The 16,094-nt window shown below is 38.1% G+C and carries 16 protein-coding genes; 3 read left to right on the plus strand and 13 right to left on the minus strand.

Annotation, left to right across the window (positions count from 1 at the left end):
• Positions 1 to 217: 217 nt before the first annotated feature.
• From ODR02_RS11395 to ODR02_RS11450, 12 genes are all read right to left on the minus strand, one after another.
• Entirely contained in the window at positions 218 to 2,464 is a 2,247-nt protein-coding gene (locus tag ODR02_RS11395; RefSeq protein WP_309512525.1) for a TonB-dependent receptor, read from the minus strand.
• A gap of 177 nt (positions 2,465 to 2,641) precedes the next feature.
• A complete protein-coding gene (locus ODR02_RS11400; protein WP_309512526.1) occupies positions 2,642 to 3,547 on the minus strand; it encodes an urea transporter in 906 nt (301 codons plus the stop codon).
• A 158-nt stretch (positions 3,548 to 3,705) separates the two neighbouring features.
• Complete coding sequence (locus tag ODR02_RS11405) at positions 3,706 to 4,407, minus strand: hypothetical protein (protein WP_105680940.1); 702 nt, start codon at positions 4,405 to 4,407, stop codon at positions 3,706 to 3,708.
• 65 nt (positions 4,408 to 4,472) lie between these two features.
• A complete protein-coding gene (locus ODR02_RS11410; protein WP_209788606.1) occupies positions 4,473 to 5,261 on the minus strand; it encodes an urease accessory protein UreD in 789 nt (262 codons plus the stop codon).
• Complete coding sequence (gene ureG, locus ODR02_RS11415) at positions 5,262 to 5,900, minus strand: urease accessory protein UreG (RefSeq protein WP_105680942.1); 639 nt, start codon at positions 5,898 to 5,900, stop codon at positions 5,262 to 5,264.
• A gap of 115 nt (positions 5,901 to 6,015) precedes the next feature.
• Complete coding sequence (locus tag ODR02_RS11420; RefSeq protein WP_209788603.1) at positions 6,016 to 6,705, minus strand: urease accessory protein UreF; 690 nt, start codon at positions 6,703 to 6,705, stop codon at positions 6,016 to 6,018.
• Position 6,706: 1 nt separating this feature from the next.
• Positions 6,707 to 7,216 carry an urease accessory protein UreE gene (ureE, locus tag ODR02_RS11425; RefSeq protein ID WP_209788600.1) on the minus strand — a complete coding sequence of 170 codons (510 nt, stop codon included), beginning with the start codon at positions 7,214 to 7,216 and terminating at the stop codon, positions 6,707 to 6,709.
• Positions 7,206 to 7,853: a hypothetical protein gene (locus tag ODR02_RS11430; protein WP_309512527.1), complete on the minus strand. Its 648-nt coding sequence runs from the start codon at positions 7,851 to 7,853 to the stop codon at positions 7,206 to 7,208. The genes ureE and ODR02_RS11430 overlap by 11 nt, the downstream gene beginning before the upstream one ends.
• Before the next feature lie 165 nt (positions 7,854 to 8,018).
• A complete protein-coding gene (ureC, locus tag ODR02_RS11435) occupies positions 8,019 to 9,740 on the minus strand; it encodes an urease subunit alpha (RefSeq protein WP_309512528.1) in 1,722 nt (573 codons plus the stop codon).
• Position 9,741: 1 nt separating this feature from the next.
• Positions 9,742 to 10,110: an urease subunit beta gene (ureB, locus tag ODR02_RS11440; RefSeq protein WP_047378418.1), complete on the minus strand. Its 369-nt coding sequence runs from the start codon at positions 10,108 to 10,110 to the stop codon at positions 9,742 to 9,744.
• A 12-nt stretch (positions 10,111 to 10,122) separates the two neighbouring features.
• The gene (gene ureA / locus ODR02_RS11445) at positions 10,123 to 10,425 is read right to left on the minus strand and encodes an urease subunit gamma (RefSeq protein ID WP_105680948.1); all 303 of its coding nucleotides are present in this window, start codon (positions 10,423 to 10,425) and stop codon (positions 10,123 to 10,125) included.
• 152 nt (positions 10,426 to 10,577) lie between these two features.
• The gene (locus ODR02_RS11450) at positions 10,578 to 10,943 is read right to left on the minus strand and encodes a hypothetical protein (protein WP_105680949.1); all 366 of its coding nucleotides are present in this window, start codon (positions 10,941 to 10,943) and stop codon (positions 10,578 to 10,580) included.
• A gap of 406 nt (positions 10,944 to 11,349) precedes the next feature.
• Here ODR02_RS11450 and pruA point away from each other — a divergent pair, with 406 nt between their 5' ends.
• The 3 genes from pruA (at position 11,350) to ODR02_RS11465 (ending at position 14,067) form a co-directional block, all read left to right on the plus strand.
• Positions 11,350 to 12,975 carry an L-glutamate gamma-semialdehyde dehydrogenase gene (gene pruA, locus ODR02_RS11455; protein WP_209788591.1) on the plus strand — a complete coding sequence of 542 codons (1,626 nt, stop codon included), beginning with the start codon at positions 11,350 to 11,352 and terminating at the stop codon, positions 12,973 to 12,975.
• Positions 12,976 to 13,399: 424 nt separating this feature from the next.
• Positions 13,400 to 13,549 (plus strand): hypothetical protein, encoded by a 150-nt coding sequence (locus tag ODR02_RS11460; protein WP_309512529.1) that lies wholly within the window; start codon positions 13,400 to 13,402, stop codon positions 13,547 to 13,549.
• A 308-nt stretch (positions 13,550 to 13,857) separates the two neighbouring features.
• Entirely contained in the window at positions 13,858 to 14,067 is a 210-nt protein-coding gene (locus tag ODR02_RS11465) for a hypothetical protein (protein WP_209788585.1), read from the plus strand.
• A 320-nt stretch (positions 14,068 to 14,387) separates the two neighbouring features.
• On the opposite strand, the gene ODR02_RS11470 is transcribed toward ODR02_RS11465, so the two are convergent.
• Positions 14,388 to 16,016, minus strand: a complete 1,629-nt coding sequence (locus ODR02_RS11470; RefSeq protein WP_209788583.1) for an AraC family transcriptional regulator — start codon at positions 16,014 to 16,016, stop codon at positions 14,388 to 14,390.
• Positions 16,017 to 16,094 lie beyond the last annotated feature (78 nt).

Consider the following 16,094-nt stretch of genomic DNA (forward strand, 5'->3'; position numbering starts at 1 on the left):
GATTATTACAAATTTAATACTGAAAATTGAATATTTGGATGTTTTTGTAATTTGTACAATGTCGGGTGTAAAATGTACAATGTATAAGAGTAGCATTATTTGAACGGTCACTTTTTTATTTTAAAATATTCAACAAACAATTGCCCGCGCCACATTATACATTATACATTATACATTATACATTATACATTATACATTATACATTATACATTATACATCAGAATTTATAGTACACTCCAACTCTCACTCCAAAAGGACTTCCCGGAGTATACGTAAGGTCTGTAATAGGTTCTGCTTCTCCTTTCAGCTGGGTTTCTGTGGCAAACTGAGCTTCGTTCCATTTCACATTGAAAAGGTTGTTCAGCTGCACATTAGCGCCCCATTTCTGACGGTTATAAGAAAGCATCAGGTCATTTACAAAATAAGCTTTGGTTCTGATGCTGTTATCTTCCACAGCAGGTCTTGCTCCCAAATATCGGTACTGCAGTCCTAAAGAAAATCCGTGCAGGAAATCCCAGTTTACAGATCCTGTACTGGTTACTACCGGAGCCAGCGGTACATAATCCTGTCCTTTTTCTTCTTCAGTAAATCTTGCGTGGGAATAGTTGATATCCGCATTCAGATAGAAGTTTTCCAATGGCTGAAAACGAACTCCCAGATCGGCCCCGAAACGTCTTGATTTTCCGGAAGGTTCTACTACGGCATCATCTCCTACGTACACAAATTCCTGCTGCAGATCCATATACCATAATGCCGGAGTAATAATTAATGATTTGAACGGATGTAATCTTACTCCGAAGTCTGCGCCAATAGAGTACGGAAGTGTATTTTCGTTTTTATTGGGAACTACCACTCTCAGGTCATTGGAGTGAAAGCCCATTCCTGTTTTCAGGAACCACATTACGTTATCATTCTGGGCATAGGAGAAATTAAGTTTAGGGCTCAGTCTTGTTGCTTCTTTTGACTGTCCGGAAGGCAATTGTTCCACATCCAGCAGGTTGTGCATATTAAAAATAAAATGATCTACTCTCAAAGCCGGATTAATCGTCCATTTCCCTGTTTTCCAAACCAGTCCGGAATAAGCATGAAGATTGGTTTCTGTTCCTGTTACATCAGACAAACGGTCTAACAGAAGATCTCTGTGATACACATGGTTAAGCTGCAGGGTATTAATATCATCATTTCTTAATCCAATTCCTGAAGTCCAGTTTAAAGAACTGTTGGCAAATGAAAAAGTCTTGATGTATTTTACTTCAGCTCCGTAAATATTTCTTCCGTCCGTCTGCTGAATCTCGTCTCCATGTTCTTTATCTTTTAAATTAAAGGTAAAATCAGAATACAGATTAAAATTATATTTTGAATAGAAAGCCATGGCATCAATCTGTTCGGAAGGAGAAATAATGTGTTTAAAATTCATCTGAAGGTTTGTTCTGGAAGTTTTTCCGCCTTCTGTAGGATCAATACTTCCCCATCGTCCGATGATTCCATCATCTACGGCGCGTTCGGGAATTTGTCCGGAAGCATTCCAGGAAGAATTAAATGTTGAGAACTGGATATTGAAATAGTCTTTATCCGTAAGCCACTGGTTGTATTTTCCGAAGATATTGACTCTGTTAAAATTCTGTTTTACATCAAAAGGACCGTCTGTATAATTGTACTCTGCTGCGATATAGGCATTTTTTCTGCCCAGATCATCATGCAGAATATTGAACATTCCCAATACTCTTTTTGAATTGAATGAACCTCCTTCCAGTTTAATCATACTGTTTTTCAAACCATTGTACGTCTGAAAATCTACGTATCCGGCTGTATTAAAGTCTCCACGATCCATGTAATAGGCTCCTTTTCCGAAATCAATATTATTAACCGTTTCAGGAATCACAAAATGTAAATCTGAATATCCCTGACCATGGGCATGAGAGACAATATTCACCGGCATTCCGTCTACATTTACGCTTACATCGGTACCGTGATCGGCATCAAATCCTCTTAGGAAAAGCTGTTCAGCCTTTCCACCTCCGGCATGCTGCGCAATAAACAATCCCGGCACTTTTCTCAACAAATCCTGCGCGGAATTTACCGGAAATTTGTTCAGATCAACCTTTGTAATGGCGGATAAAAACGAACTGTGATTAATGGCTACTTCAGAAATCTGAAAAGGCTTATGCTGTAAAAAAATAACTTTATTTTTATCCTCATCATTGGCCACCACCCATTTTACCTCATCGTATCCCTGACGGCTGATCACAAGGGTATCAGGAAGGGATTTTACAGGAATGGCAAATGTTCCGTCTGTTCCTGTGTGAGTATGGCTGTTTCCGTGGTCATATTTTACCAAAGCATCTGCAATAGGAAATTTGTCATCTGCATCTTTTATTAGCAACTGTTTTTCTGCTTCCTGCGCCATTATTTTTCCACTGAATGCCATGACCAGAAATACTGCGGCTATTTTTGTTATTTTCATTTTTTTAGTTTAATTATATTTGAATTTTAGAAGTTAGAAACCAGAGGTTAGAGGAATATCAATAGTGAATTTTGCTTCGCAAGTAAATGGTCAATCATCGTGAAAAAAACTTTAAACTTTAAACTTTAAACCTTGAACTTTAAACGTTGAACTGTCTCACTCTCAAACCCTCCAACTCTAAAACTCTCTAACCCTTAATTTTTTTGCTTTAAGAAATACTTTCTGAATTAAAAGCGTAATCCAGGTTCCGGCTACAAATGGGAACGTAAATACACCACCCACTCTATCCAGACAGTGATTATCAATTAAAAGATCATCAATAGCAATGGTTAAAAGAACGGCAATCAATACCCACAGACCATCTGTTTTCTTTACTCCGGAGAAAACAATTGCGGAAAGCACGGCATTAAATCCAAATAATCCCATGTGAATTTCTTTGATAGGTTCTCCATTCAATTGTGATAATCCGGCTCCCAATATAGAAGCTGCCAATCCATATAAAGCCGCTATCGGAGAACTTATGAAAACAGCCAGGAAGAAAATCATTCCTGAAAGTATGCCTCCCTGAAATATTACTTCCCCAAAACCATTGGTACAAGCAAGAAAATCATCATATTCTGTAGGAATAACTTCACTGCTCAACATCGCAGAAGGCGGAATATGAGTAAAATGATGCAGCGTGAATACCAATACCCATGTGATAATGATAAATGGAAAAGTAAACACCGGAATTTTCTTTTGGATAAAGAAATGCTGAATAACAGCTGCCAACGCTCCTCCCAATACGATAAGAATCCATATTAAGAATGTTGTCTGAAACAAAAATGCCAATGCTACTCCCACAAGGGCTGCACTGAAGCCGTAAAGCCCTGCGTTGATTTCAGATTTGGCATAGCTAAGTTTCATCGCCGTAAAAGTTCCGGTTGCTGTGGAAAGCAGTACTGCCACTCCACACTGCCAGCTTCCCATAAAAATTCCTATCAGAAACAAAAGCCCGGTCCATCTGTTTTCCTGGAGCATAATCTGCCCGATTCCTTTTAAAACCTTATCGATAAAGGGAAGTTTTTTGAAAAATTCGTCCATAGTTTTTTTTGTATAATGTATTTTGTACAATGTAAAATGTATTGATGATTTGAAATTAATAGCAGGAGGTTGGAAGTTGGGAGCTGAAAGCGGGACTTTACCCTAAAGCTCTCACTCACTCTTACCCACAAACCCCTTCATTAGAATCCCGAACCTCATCACCATCCAAGAAAGACCATTCCAACTCCGCAAACGGTTACTACTGCTCCACTTACCACTCCCATATACCTTTCCAGTTTTTCAGTGTTGAATAATGTTGAGTAACCATAACGTCCCAAAAGAACCATTCCAAGCATTGTCAGGACCGTAGTTGCCGTAAAAGAAATAACCAGAACAGCAATTTCAGACATAGAATGTTTTACTCCTGAATAAAATAATAAAGGAATAAGAGGCTCACTGGGGCCCATCACGAAAATCATAAAAAGCACAAGCGGAGTTACTTTTATTCTTTTTTGAGGCATTACCACTTCGCTGTGATTATGTTCGTATACATATACATCATCCCCCATCACATCAAAATGTTTGTGAGGTTTGTTTCTGATTGCCTGAATGAGACCATATACCAGATAAACCCCTCCAAAGATCAGCAATGCCCATCCTGAAAAGTTCCCTCTAATATCCTGAAACCATGAAATTTTATTCAGCTGCCATCCGAGAAAAACTCCGATAAAACCCAAGATCAGAGAGCTCAGCACATGTCCGAATCCACAGACAACCGTTAATATTGCGGTTTTCATTCCACTCCATTTTTTGGATTTTGAGATCACTATGAAAGGCAGGTAATGATCGGGCCCCGAGGCTGTATGTATAAAGCTTATTGAAACAGCACTTAAAAGAAGTGCCCAAACTGTACTATCCATTTTTTATTTATTTTTTTACCTGAGAGCCTTGTCAAGGTTTTGAACCTTGACAAGGCTCTCCTTTTTTACTCGAGTGTCCAAAGGATTTCCTGAATATGAAGGAAAAAGTTGTACATCAGTTCTCCGCCATGTCCCAAAGCTCTTACTACAAAACCATTATCTTCCATAGCGGAAACACCCACTTCCATTTCTTCATGATGCTGTGTTGCGGCTTCAACAATCTCCTCAATCAATCCAGTTTTATCTACATTTTCTTTTGTACTGTAAAAAATCAGGGTTCCCTGGTGGGTATATTGTTCGAGATTTCCGATGCTATTGATTGGGATCATATCAGGCTGGATCAGGACATTATCTTTTACAACAAGTTTATTGTTGTGGTAGATTTCCATCACATTCTGAAAACGTTTCAGTTTAAAAACTTCTCCATAATGTTTTCTTCCACAGGTAATAATCTCGCTGATGATGATCTGACTATTTTTCCCAATATGAATATTCGCTTTACTTTTAAAGTTGGAATCCTCGTGCGGAACGATAGGATGCGGAACATAGGCAAAAGAAGTTTCATCTTCCATTGAAACATTCAGTTCCTGACGCGCTTCATCCTTCATATTGAAAAGCCTTTGATAGGATTGTGACTGTAACTGAAGGGCAGCTCCTTTTTCAATGGCAACGTCTAAATGGTAATGATCACCATCCAGAATTCCCGGAGAGGAGCTCATCACCATCTGATAGAGCTTTTTGTCACTTTTTCGCTGTCCTACAGAAACTACTCTGAAAGGAAGTGAGACATAAAGGTCTTTCACATAGGATTCTCCTCCCTTGAATCCTGCAATAATTTTTAAACGACTATCCATTTATCTTACTAAGTTCGGTTCTTCAACTTCTTCTAAAAGAGCATATTTTTTGATCCAACCGATTACTTTATCTAATCCTTCATCTGTTTTAAGATTGGTGAATACAAAAGGATTTCCTTTTCGCATTCTTCTGGCATCATTTTCCATCACTTCAAGGCTGGCTCCTACATAAGGGGCAAGATCTATTTTGTTGATGATCAAAAGGTCTGATCTTGTGATACCAGGTCCTCCTTTTCTAGGAATTTTCTCTCCTTCCGCTACATCGATAATAAAGATGGTAACATCAGCAAGATCGGGACTGAATGTCGCTGAAAGATTATCCCCTCCACTTTCAATTAAAACGAGTTCAATTTCCGGGAAACGTGCTGCTAGTTCATCTACTGCTTCAAGGTTCATACTTGCATCTTCACGGATAGCAGTATGAGGGCAGCCACCTGTTTCTACTCCGATAATTCTGTCGTGGGGAAGAAGGCTATTTTTCGCCATAAATTCAGCGTCTTCTTTGGTATAAATATCATTGGTAATTACTCCAAGGTCATACTTACCGAATAATTTTCTGCTTAAACGTTCTAATAGTGCAGTTTTTCCTGAACCTACAGGTCCTGCTACTCCTACTTTTATGTATTTTCTATTTTCCATTTTTTTTATTTTTTTTAACGCTAAGAGCGCTAAGTTTTTTTGATTGAGAATATTTTACGATCGTAAAGGTGTTTCACTCAGCAGAGGGCAATTCATCAATTTGCTCTTTTATCTTTTAGGACATATAAAGTCTTGAATACAGTCTTTCATGCTGCATACACCTGATATCAAAGGCAGTGTTGCAAAGTCCCACCATATCCCGGTCCATTTCCATTGTTTCCCATACTGTTTTTTCCATTACGGGATATAGTGAGAATAAAATATCTTGTCCATCCAGCTGTCCGAGAGGAACGAGCTTTACCGCATTGGTAATCATTCCTGCAACAGAGGTGTAATAGAATCCCAAAAGAGCTTCATACAAAGGAATCTTCATTAAGTAAGCATATACTCCGAATACAATACAGTAATGAGAATTGGCTTCTTTATGCTGAACTGCTTTTTCAAAAGCCTCCATAAAAGGGAAACTTTCCCGTCTTTTGAAAATCTTAATCAGTCTGAGCCCTAATTTCTGACTGGCCTGGCGGATTTCTCTCGGGCATTTTATTGCATTGCATTCATTATCGAGAAGTATCAATGTTTCTAAATCTCCTTTTTCTGCAGCTTTATAAGCCAGTTTTACAAAAGCTCCATCATTGAATTTAAGATTGTACTGAAGCATATTCTGCACAAACTCTTTTGCCGTATCTGCATTATGTACAATTCTTTCCTGAACATACGTTTCAAGTCCGTTGGAATGGGTATATCCTCCGATGGGAAGTGTAGGATCTGCAAGATGAAGCAGTCCCGACAGGAAGTTTATGTTCATATTATTCATCTTTTGGGGCGGCCATTTTTAGGATTTTTGTAAAGATTGTTGAGCCCAGACTTCCATGTCCATGAGGTTCTACATTCGATTTAAGAAGATTCAGCAGTTTTACAGATTGTTTTTCCGGTCTGAAACCACTTGCTTCCAGCCATCTGAACATGGGCATTTCAAAAGGAAGCAATACTTTATCATTCTGAATGAAAAGCGGAATGTGTTTGTTTCCGATCTCATAGCACACGGTACCCATTTCTAACAGTGAAGCAGGCGACATCACAATCGCTTCTGTTTCGAGAACGTTTACTGCAATTATTTTTTCTGCATCCTCAAAAAGAATATCTCCTTCACGCAAACGCTGTCCCTCTCTTAGAAACTTGATCGCAATATCAGTTCCTTTTCTGGTTTTTTTACGTTGAATTCTTTTGGTGGTTTCAAACCATTCCAAATCGAGATAGTCTATGGTTTTATCTGAAGAATTTTCAGAGAGATTGCCTATGATTTGATTAATTATCATTTTTAGATTTTTTTCTGAAGTCTAAGTTTTTGGAAATGCCTACCCCGAATGTTGAACCGCTGATTCCTGCTACATAGCTTTTTGTCCAGCCTTCTTCTTTCATTTTGGTTTGCAGCATTGAAAGCTCAGCAAATTTGAATTTCAATGCCCAGCCTCCACCCAGCAAAATCCCGATCAAAGGATAGGCACGAAGACGGAATCCATTAAAGTTCTGCATAGCATCAGCAGCCGTTGAAAGTTGCTGTCCCCAAACATAATGAGCATCCACCTGCCCGATTAATACAAAGTATTTCCCAAGCATTACTGACGGACTGTACCAGATACCGGCCTCATTTTGCTTATAAACAACGTTATGGTCTACCGTATTCTGTGAGTAGGCATAGTTGACTCCAATAAGATCATTATTATTGATGAAGTATCCCACTCCAAGCGGTGCGCTGGAAACTGTACTGCTGCTGCTTGATGGTGTTGTAATTTTAGAGTAGTCTAATGAACCGTACACCATAAACTGCCCTTTGGGTCCTTCTTCATCACTTTTAAGCCTATGTCCGCCAAGAAACTGAGCGCCCAGATTTCCTGAAAGCACAGACATTCCGGCTACAGCAAGAGAAAAAACTGTTTTATTTAAATATTTCATTTTTAACCTTCGTTCTATAATTATTTTACATTCAGTGAGTAAACCTGGGATAAAGGAGTACCTGAAAGTGTCATTCTGAACGAAAGGATTCCTGCGAGATTCTTCCTTCGTCAGAATGACAGAACCAAATAATTTCGCTTTCAGATACTGTACTTTAAATTTATCTTAGAATAAGAAATACAACTGGGTTAAAGGAAGTTTTTCTGCCGGTTCACAAGTGATGTACTCACCATCTACTGTTACTTTGTAGTTTTCAGGATTCACTTCAATCAGAGGAGTCTTATCGTTATGGATAAGGTCTTTTTTTGAAATATTTCTACAGTTTTTCACCGGAAGAATCATTTTCTCTAATTTATAGGAAGCGATAGTTCCGTTGTCGATAGAGATCTGAGAAACAAAATTGGCACAAGTTCCAAACTTAGCTTTTCCATGAGCTCCAAACATATTTCTGTAAATAATAGGCTGAGGCGTAGGAATGGATGCATTCGGATCTCCCATTTTAGCAGCAATTACAAATCCGCCTTTTACAATCATTTCCGGCTTTGCTCCAAATAATGCAGGTTTCCAGATGACCAAATCTGCCAATTTCCCTTCTTCAATTGATCCTACATATTCTGAAATACCGTGTGCAATAGCTGGGTTGATGGTATATTTAGCTACATATCTTTTTGCACGGTAGTTATCGTTTCCACTGTCCTTATCTTCAGCCAAATCACCTCTCTGCTCCTTCATTTTACTTGCCGTCTGCCAGGTTCTTGTGATCACTTCTCCGGGTCTTCCCATCGCCTGGGAATCCGAACTCATGATGCTGAAAACACCCATATCATGAAGGATATCTTCTGCGGCAATGGTTTCAGGACGGATACGAGAGTCTGCAAACGCCACATCTTCAGGAATATTTTTACTCAAGTGGTGGCATACCATCAGCATATCCAAATGCTCATCAATGGTATTAACCGTGTAAGGACGTGTAGGGTTTGTAGAAGCCGGCAATACGTTTGGATACATGGCCGCTTTAATGATATCCGGAGCATGACCTCCACCTGCTCCTTCTGTGTGGAAGGTGTGAATTACCCTTCCGTTGATTGCTCTCATGGTATCTTCAAGAAATCCTCCTTCATTCAGAGTATCGGTGTGGATGGCAACCTGAACGTCATATTTATCCGCTACTTTCAAGGCTGCATCAATGGTTGCAGGAGTTGCTCCCCAGTCTTCGTGGATTTTTACTCCCAAAGCACCTGCTTCTACCTGCTCTTCAATAGGTTCTTCTGCCGAGCAGTTCCCTTTTCCGAAAAATCCAAGGTTCATAGGATATTCTTCAGCGGCTTCAAGCATTTTCTGCATATTGAATCTTCCCGGAGTAACAGTTGTGGCATTCGTTCCATCATTTGGACCTGTACCTCCGCCAATCATTGTTGTGATTCCGCTGTATAAGGATGTTTCAATCTGCTGAGGGCAGATGTAGTGAATGTGGGTGTCAATTCCTCCTGCTGTTACGATATACCCTTTTCCACCATGAACTTCCGTGGAAGCTCCGATAATCATATTGGGAGTCACTCCGTCCATTGTATCAGGGTTACCGGCTTTTCCGATTCCTACAATTTTTCCGTCTTTGATTCCGATATCCCCTTTTACGATTCCCCAGTGGTCAATAATTACGGCTCCAGTGATACAAAGATCCAAAACACCTTCGTCTCTTTTAGCAGTAACATTCTGTCCCATTCCGTCACGGACTGTTTTTCCTCCTCCGAAAACGGCTTCGTCTCCGTAGTGCGTGAAATCTTTTTCAATTTCAATAATAATTTCAGTATCCCCTAGTCTGATTTTGTCTCCGGCTGTAGGACCTAATATATTGGCGTATTGTTTTCTGTCTACGTGTAAGCTCATCTTAGTGATTTTTAAAGTTTAATTCTTCAACTTTTGCAAGGCTTGCTTTTTTCTGTTCTTCAGAATCCACCTGCCCATCGACAAGGTTGTTGAAACCCATTGCTTTTTTAGTTCCTCCTATTTCTACCAATTCCACTTCTTTTTCTTCTCCCGGCTCAAATCGAACGGCAGTACTTGCTACAATATTCAGTCTCTTTCCGAAAGCTTTTTCACGGTCAAAACTCATGGCTTTATTAACTTCGAAAAAATGGAAGTGTGAACCTACCTGAATAGGACGGTCTCCTGTATTTGTTACTTTTATTTTTACAGTTTCTCTGCCTTCATTACAGATAATTGTACCTTCTTTTACAAAAATTTCTCCTGGTATCATAATCAGTAGGTATTAACGGATTGGATTGTGTACGGTTACAAGTTTAGTCCCATCCGGGAAAGTGGCTTCAATCTGAACATCGTGGATCATTTCTGCCACGCCAGGCATTACATCCTCTTTAGTAAGAAGATGAGCGCCTTCCTGCATCAATTCGGCTACTTTTTTTCCATCTCTTGCTCCTTCAAGCAAAAAATGACTGATGAGTGCTATGGATTCCGGATAGTTTAATTTAAGGCCTCTTGCCTTTCTTTTTAGAGCGAGCTCGCCTGCCAGAAATAGCATAAGCTTCTCCGTTTCTCTCGGTGTTAAGTGCATAATATTTTTATTTAAAATTGGACAAACAGAATCCCGTTCGCCTTTCTGCAAAGGCAAATAGAAATGTTCAGAAATGTAAAATGGGAATGATTTTTACGGACTTGTATTGACATGAATACAAATCATAACGAATCATTAAAATTTTAAAAGATTTAGCAGCGTGCTATCTGCAGGGAATGATACAGAATGTATCTTGGTTCGGTAATATAAATACGGGTTTGAACGGCCGCAACACGTGTATTGTAAGTATAATCTGCAAAGAAATAGTGTAACCACTGCTGTGCAAGTATCGAATAGTCAAACTTCACTTTCTCCCAGTCGTTGGAATCCTGTACATCCTGTGCATCTGAAAAGCTATACATTTCAGGCTGGGTCTGCTGATCAGATTTCTGCTGAAGGAGATGAATTTTTGAAAGAATATCAGAGTATGGTTGAGTTTTCCCTGTATGTGCAAAAAGACCTGCACACAACGCTGAGAAAAATATCACAAAAGAGAAAAATAAGACTCTTTTTTTCATACTGTTAATAATGGTGTAAAATTAGAACAATCTTAAAACCCAGGCTATCAAAAAAATTATTTAAAATGTTCAAAATCGCAACAAATGCAATTTTATGTATTTTTAACATTCCACTATAAATCCCTTATTTACAATACATAAGCACTATTTATAAACTATGACAAATATTTAATTGTCCCCATTCCCATAATTCTGATTGTTCATCTCATCTTTTCCTTCTATTTAAGAAATCGAATAAATACATCTTGTATTCTCAATTTCATATGTTAAAAAACCGTTATCCATTAATGATTATTCAACAATCAAGTTTATTCCATAAAAGCAGGCGGTATTTTTTTCTTTCCTTATAATTATCGTAAATTTGTATACACATCTTATTTAATTTAATAAAATAATAAAACGTAATATGTCAAAAGCAATTTCGCAAGTACCATTAGCGGTAAACGAGCCGGTAAATTCTTATGAACCGGGATCTCCGGAAGTTAAAAGCCTTATCGACACTTATAAAAAAATGTGGGCTGAAAAGGTAGAAATCCCAATGATCATCAACGGAAAGGAAGTAAAAACGGATACAAAAGTACAGCTTCAGTCTCCACAGGATCATGCTCATGATTTCGGATTCTACTATCAGGGTGGTATGCAGCATGTGGATGACGCTATCAATGCGGCATTGGCAGCTAAAAAAGAATGGAATGAACTAGGCTGGGAACAGCGTGCAGCAATTTTCTTAAAGGCAGCTGATCTTTTGGCTGGTCCTTACAGAGATGTGATCAACGCTGCAACAATGATCGGACAGTCTAAAAATGTACACCAGGCTGAAATTGATGCAGCTTGTGAGTTCATCGACTTCTTAAGATTCAACGTTGAGTTCATGACAGAAATGTATTCTGAGCAGCCAGTTTCTGACAATGGAATCTGGAACCGCGTGGAATACAGACCATTAGAAGGATTCTGTTTTGCAGTAACTCCATTCAACTTTACAGCAATTTCCGGAAACCTTCCGACTTGTATGGCAATGTTAGGAAACGTAGTGGTTTGGAAACCTTCTGACAAGCAGGTATATTCTGCAAAAGTAATCATGGATGTATTAATCGAAGCTGGTCTTCCTGCAGGTGTTATCAACATGATCTTTACAGATGGAAAAGAAACTGCTGAAAAAGTATTGGCACACCGTGATTTTGCAGGTCTTCACTTCACAGGTTCTACAAAAGTATTCCAGGGAATGTGGAAAATGATCGGAGACAATATCCACAACTACAGAACATATCCAAGAATCGTTGGAGAAACAGGTGGTAAAGATTTTGTAATCGCTCACCCTTCTGCTAACGTAGAAGCTGTAGCAACTGCATTGGTAAGAGGTGCTTTCGAATATCAGGGACAAAAATGTTCTGCTGCTTCAAGAGCGTATGTACCTAAGTCTCTTTGGGCTGATGTGAAAAAAGTAATGGAAACTCAGATGAACTCTATTAAAGTAGGTTCTCCAGAAGATACTTCAAACTTCGTAAACGCTGTAATTGATAAAAATTCTTTCGAAAAATGTAAAGGATACATCGACAGAGCAAATGCTTCCGGTGAAGCTGCTGTAGCCATCGGTGGAAAAGTTGACGATTCTAAAGGATGGTTTGTACACCCAACAGTAATCGAAACTACAAATCCTCACTACGAAAGTATGGTGGAAGAGATCTTCGGCCCAATCTTATCGATCTACGTATATGAAGATCAGGACTGGAAAGAAACACTAAAACTTGTAGATTCTACTTCTCCTTATTCATTGACTGGTTCTGTGTTCTCACAAGACCGTTACGCAATTAATGAAGCTTTTAAAGCGTTAGAAAATGCATCCGGTAACTTCTATATCAACGATAAACCAACGGGTGCCGTAGTAGGACAACAGCCTTTCGGTGGTGGTAGAGCTTCAGGAACTAATGATAAAGCAGGTTCTAAAATGAACCTTCTAAGATGGACCTCTGTAAGAAGCGTAAAAGAAACGTTTGTTTCTCCAAAAAACTACAAATATCCATATTTAGGGTAATAAACGATCATTGATAAATGATATAGCAGCCTCGGAATTTCGGTTTCGGGGCTTTTTTGTGGATACGAGGATTCGGGTTCAAGGTTCAAGGTTCAAGGTTCAAGGTTCAAGGTTTAAAGTTTAGAGTTTAAGGTTACTGGCAGTTAAAAAAGTACTTTCATTTCCATAACACGCTCCCACTTCTAACTTCTAACTTCTAACTTCTAACTTCTAACTTCTAACTTCTAACTCCTATTCCCTGCAACCTGCTACCTAACATCTTTTAACAAACTTTACAGATATTTTACGACTTCCCAGGTACTGTTAGGAATAATTATTGATTTTTTGTTACTACACCTCAAAATAGAAGAATATGAAAAAGTTATTGTTAACAGCCGTTGGAATAGGAATATTTGCAGTGAGCTGTGGAACCAAAGAATCGACAATGTCAACCAGTAGCCGGGATTCAGCAGCAGTAGGTAATACGCAAAAAAGTATACCTCCTACAACAACTGATACCATGACTACAAAAATGACGAATCCTGACAGTATCAAGATAAAAAGGGATTCTATGGCAACGTCTCCTGTCAAATAGTATTTATATAACATTCGATCTAAAAATGGAAAATCTGCAGATGAAAGCTCTGCAGATTTTTTTTATTGAATAACCAGAAATGTCGAAGTTATCATCAAGTTTTAGCTTTAAAGGACTATTATTTAGGTTTTGGCTAAAGCCGATGATGATATATTATTTTTAAAGGCGGGTTAAAACCCACCCCTATTGAATTTTAATGACAACATCTTTTATCTTTTATCTTTTATCTTTTATCTTTTATCTTTTATCTTTTATCTTTTAATTAATTCCTTATATTTGATTATCATCAACAATCAAAATTAACTATTATGAAAAAATTATGGATAGGAGCTGTTCTTGGACTTCTTTTCCTTGGAAGTTGTGCTCAAAATAAAGAAAAAAGAGAGGAATATAAAGAGGCTCACAATAAAGATTCTTTAAGAAATAAAATGGGAGATTCTGCTGTGGCCAACTCCATCCCTTCACCCGCAACCTCTGATACTTCAAAAATTAAAACCGACAGTACAAAAGTTAAATAAAATCACAAATCCACAGAAATCTGTGGATTTGCACTTAAAAAAACTTGACTGAAAAAAAACCGGGCAATCAACCCCGATTATAATATATGGTTCATATTCCTGATCAGAAGAATATTTTCCTTAAAAGCTAAAAAAAAGGGAATTGCAGTTTGGGCTTACTCTTATCTTGAAAGAAGAAAATAAAAATGATAAGCTGCAGCAGAATTACATCATGTCCCGTGAAACTGATGCAAATATATACCAGCAAAGCTTTTCTTTAAAATAATAGGTTGTTCATTTTCGTGAAAATGGTAAGGTAGAATTAAAAAAACAAGCTGTTTTTAATCATTTTCGGGAAAATGGATATTTTTGTCTGATTGCTTTTCAGTATCCAGATATTTGATATATGCTGATGGAGAATAGTCTGTAACCGCTTTAAAGACAGCAGCAAATTTACTGTGTGAAGAGAATCCGCATTCATCGGCAAGGATACTTATTTTATACTGTCGGTACTTTTCATCATTGATTAATTTGTCTACAATATAATTGATTCTTAGACGATTGACATACGTTTTAAAGTCTGCACTTTTATGCTGATTGATAACATAAGACAGATATTTTGTATTGGTATTCAATTCACCGGCAAGAAAAGAAAGGGACATTCCTTTGTTGTTATAAAGATCACCTTTTTCAAAATTTTCCAGAAGTTCAAGCAATTTTGATTCTGTTTCGGAAGTCATCAGGGAATCATTCCGTCTGCGGTCTGCTTCAGAGTCTTTTTCATCAATTTCTTCCACAGATATATTGGAAAATTCGGCACCATCGGGTTGTTGTAAAGAATACTGAGTTCTGTTACTGATCATATTTAACTGAGCTCTTATAATATTTCTGAACTTTGAACGCTGTTTTTTCTGCTTTGCCCTGAATAAAACAAGTAAAACAACCAGCGAAGTAAACAGAATGATAATGGCTGCATTTTTTGCCAGATTCATATGTGCTCCTTTTTTACTGTTCTTTCCTTTCAGAATTTCTCCACCCTTCGCAGCAAAACTCTGATTACGGGCTGCAATGCTATCATAAGCACGTACATATTTCACAGCATATAATGAAGCTTTAAAATTGTCTCCAATTCCTTCATAGTAATCGTTAATATTGGAATAAACGGCTTTTTTAAGTTTAAGACTTCGGGATGTGTCTGCAATTTTTTCTGCTTTTTTAAGATACACCTCAGCATCCTTCCAGTTTTTCTGCTTCAGGCGTATACCTCCAAGCCCGTTATAAACCAGCCCCATTGTACAGCTTCCATTTTTAAGCAGTCCTTCCGCTTTTCGATAGTAATCTTCGGAAACAGAATAATCATTAAGTTTGAAATAGACATCTCCCAACAGCTGATATGAAGCTGCTGCTGTTCTGCTTTCGTTATAGCTGTTTATTTTTTCAAAATATTTCAGAGAGGATTCAATATGCCGTATCGCATTGGGATAATTCCCAAGCTCCATCTCATAGAAGGCCATTTCCTGATTCAGGAGCCCTGCGGCTTCATTACTTTTTTGAAAATCGGTAATCCGTCCGGAAGCCTCCAGCCCTTTTACAATGTATTTTTTGGATCTTTCGTATAACCCTACCTGTCTATATTGCCTCGCAAGTAATCTGGTCACCACGGCCATCCATTCCGGATCATTCATCTGATTGATTACCGAATGGGCATTTTCACTAAAACAGATTGCTTTTTTTAGTTCTCCTGCATGATGATATAGCTCCGAAGAAAGAACAAGACATTTGATCTTCTCTGAAGATGTTTGTGCCCTCATATACAGAGAATCTGCAGTTTTGATGGCTTTGGGTAAATCCTTATAGGCTGTAACAGAAGAAGTCTTCTCACAGATAAGGTCAAAGTTATTTTTTTTTTGAGCGAATATGGGAACTGCTGTTGCCAGCAAAAACAAAAATTTCAGAAGACTTTTAGGCATAAGAAAACAAATTATTATTTTTATTCTATAATAATTCATCATTATTTTCACGGAGTGTCTTTTTGTTTTTTACAAAAC

It is taken from the genome of Chryseobacterium sp. CFS2 (assembly GCF_036543225.1).
Lineage (GTDB): Bacteria > Bacteroidota > Bacteroidia > Flavobacteriales > Weeksellaceae > Chryseobacterium > Chryseobacterium culicis_A.

Bases quoted from the DNA above. Each gene is read 5' to 3' on its own strand.
- ODR02_RS11410 (WP_209788606.1), bottom strand. From the start codon at position 5,261: ATGGATAGTCGTTTAAAAATTATTGCAGGATTCAAGGGAGGAGAATCC.
- ODR02_RS11430 (WP_309512527.1), bottom strand. From the start codon at position 7,853: ATGAAATATTTAAATAAAACAGTTTTTTCTCTTGCTGTAGCCGGAATG.
- ODR02_RS11400 (WP_309512526.1), bottom strand. From the start codon at position 3,547: ATGGACGAATTTTTCAAAAAACTTCCCTTTATCGATAAGGTTTTAAAA.
- ureG (WP_105680942.1), bottom strand. From the start codon at position 5,900: ATGGAAAATAGAAAATACATAAAAGTAGGAGTAGCAGGACCTGTAGGT.
- ODR02_RS11450 (WP_105680949.1), bottom strand. From the start codon at position 10,943: ATGAAAAAAAGAGTCTTATTTTTCTCTTTTGTGATATTTTTCTCAGCG.
- ODR02_RS11460 (WP_309512529.1), top strand. From the start codon at position 13,400: ATGTCAACCAGTAGCCGGGATTCAGCAGCAGTAGGTAATACGCAAAAA.
- ureE (WP_209788600.1), bottom strand. From the start codon at position 7,216: ATGATAATTAATCAAATCATAGGCAATCTCTCTGAAAATTCTTCAGAT.
- ureC (WP_309512528.1), bottom strand. From the start codon at position 9,740: ATGAGCTTACACGTAGACAGAAAACAATACGCCAATATATTAGGTCCT.
- pruA (WP_209788591.1), top strand. From the start codon at position 11,350: ATGTCAAAAGCAATTTCGCAAGTACCATTAGCGGTAAACGAGCCGGTA.
- ODR02_RS11405 (WP_105680940.1), bottom strand. From the start codon at position 4,407: ATGGATAGTACAGTTTGGGCACTTCTTTTAAGTGCTGTTTCAATAAGC.
- ureB (WP_047378418.1), bottom strand. From the start codon at position 10,110: ATGATACCAGGAGAAATTTTTGTAAAAGAAGGTACAATTATCTGTAAT.
- ODR02_RS11470 (WP_209788583.1), bottom strand. From the start codon at position 16,016: ATGCCTAAAAGTCTTCTGAAATTTTTGTTTTTGCTGGCAACAGCAGTT.
- ODR02_RS11395 (WP_309512525.1), bottom strand. From the start codon at position 2,464: ATGAAAATAACAAAAATAGCCGCAGTATTTCTGGTCATGGCATTCAGT.
- ureA (WP_105680948.1), bottom strand. From the start codon at position 10,425: ATGCACTTAACACCGAGAGAAACGGAGAAGCTTATGCTATTTCTGGCA.
- ODR02_RS11465 (WP_209788585.1), top strand. From the start codon at position 13,858: ATGAAAAAATTATGGATAGGAGCTGTTCTTGGACTTCTTTTCCTTGGA.
- ODR02_RS11420 (WP_209788603.1), bottom strand. From the start codon at position 6,705: ATGAACATAAACTTCCTGTCGGGACTGCTTCATCTTGCAGATCCTACA.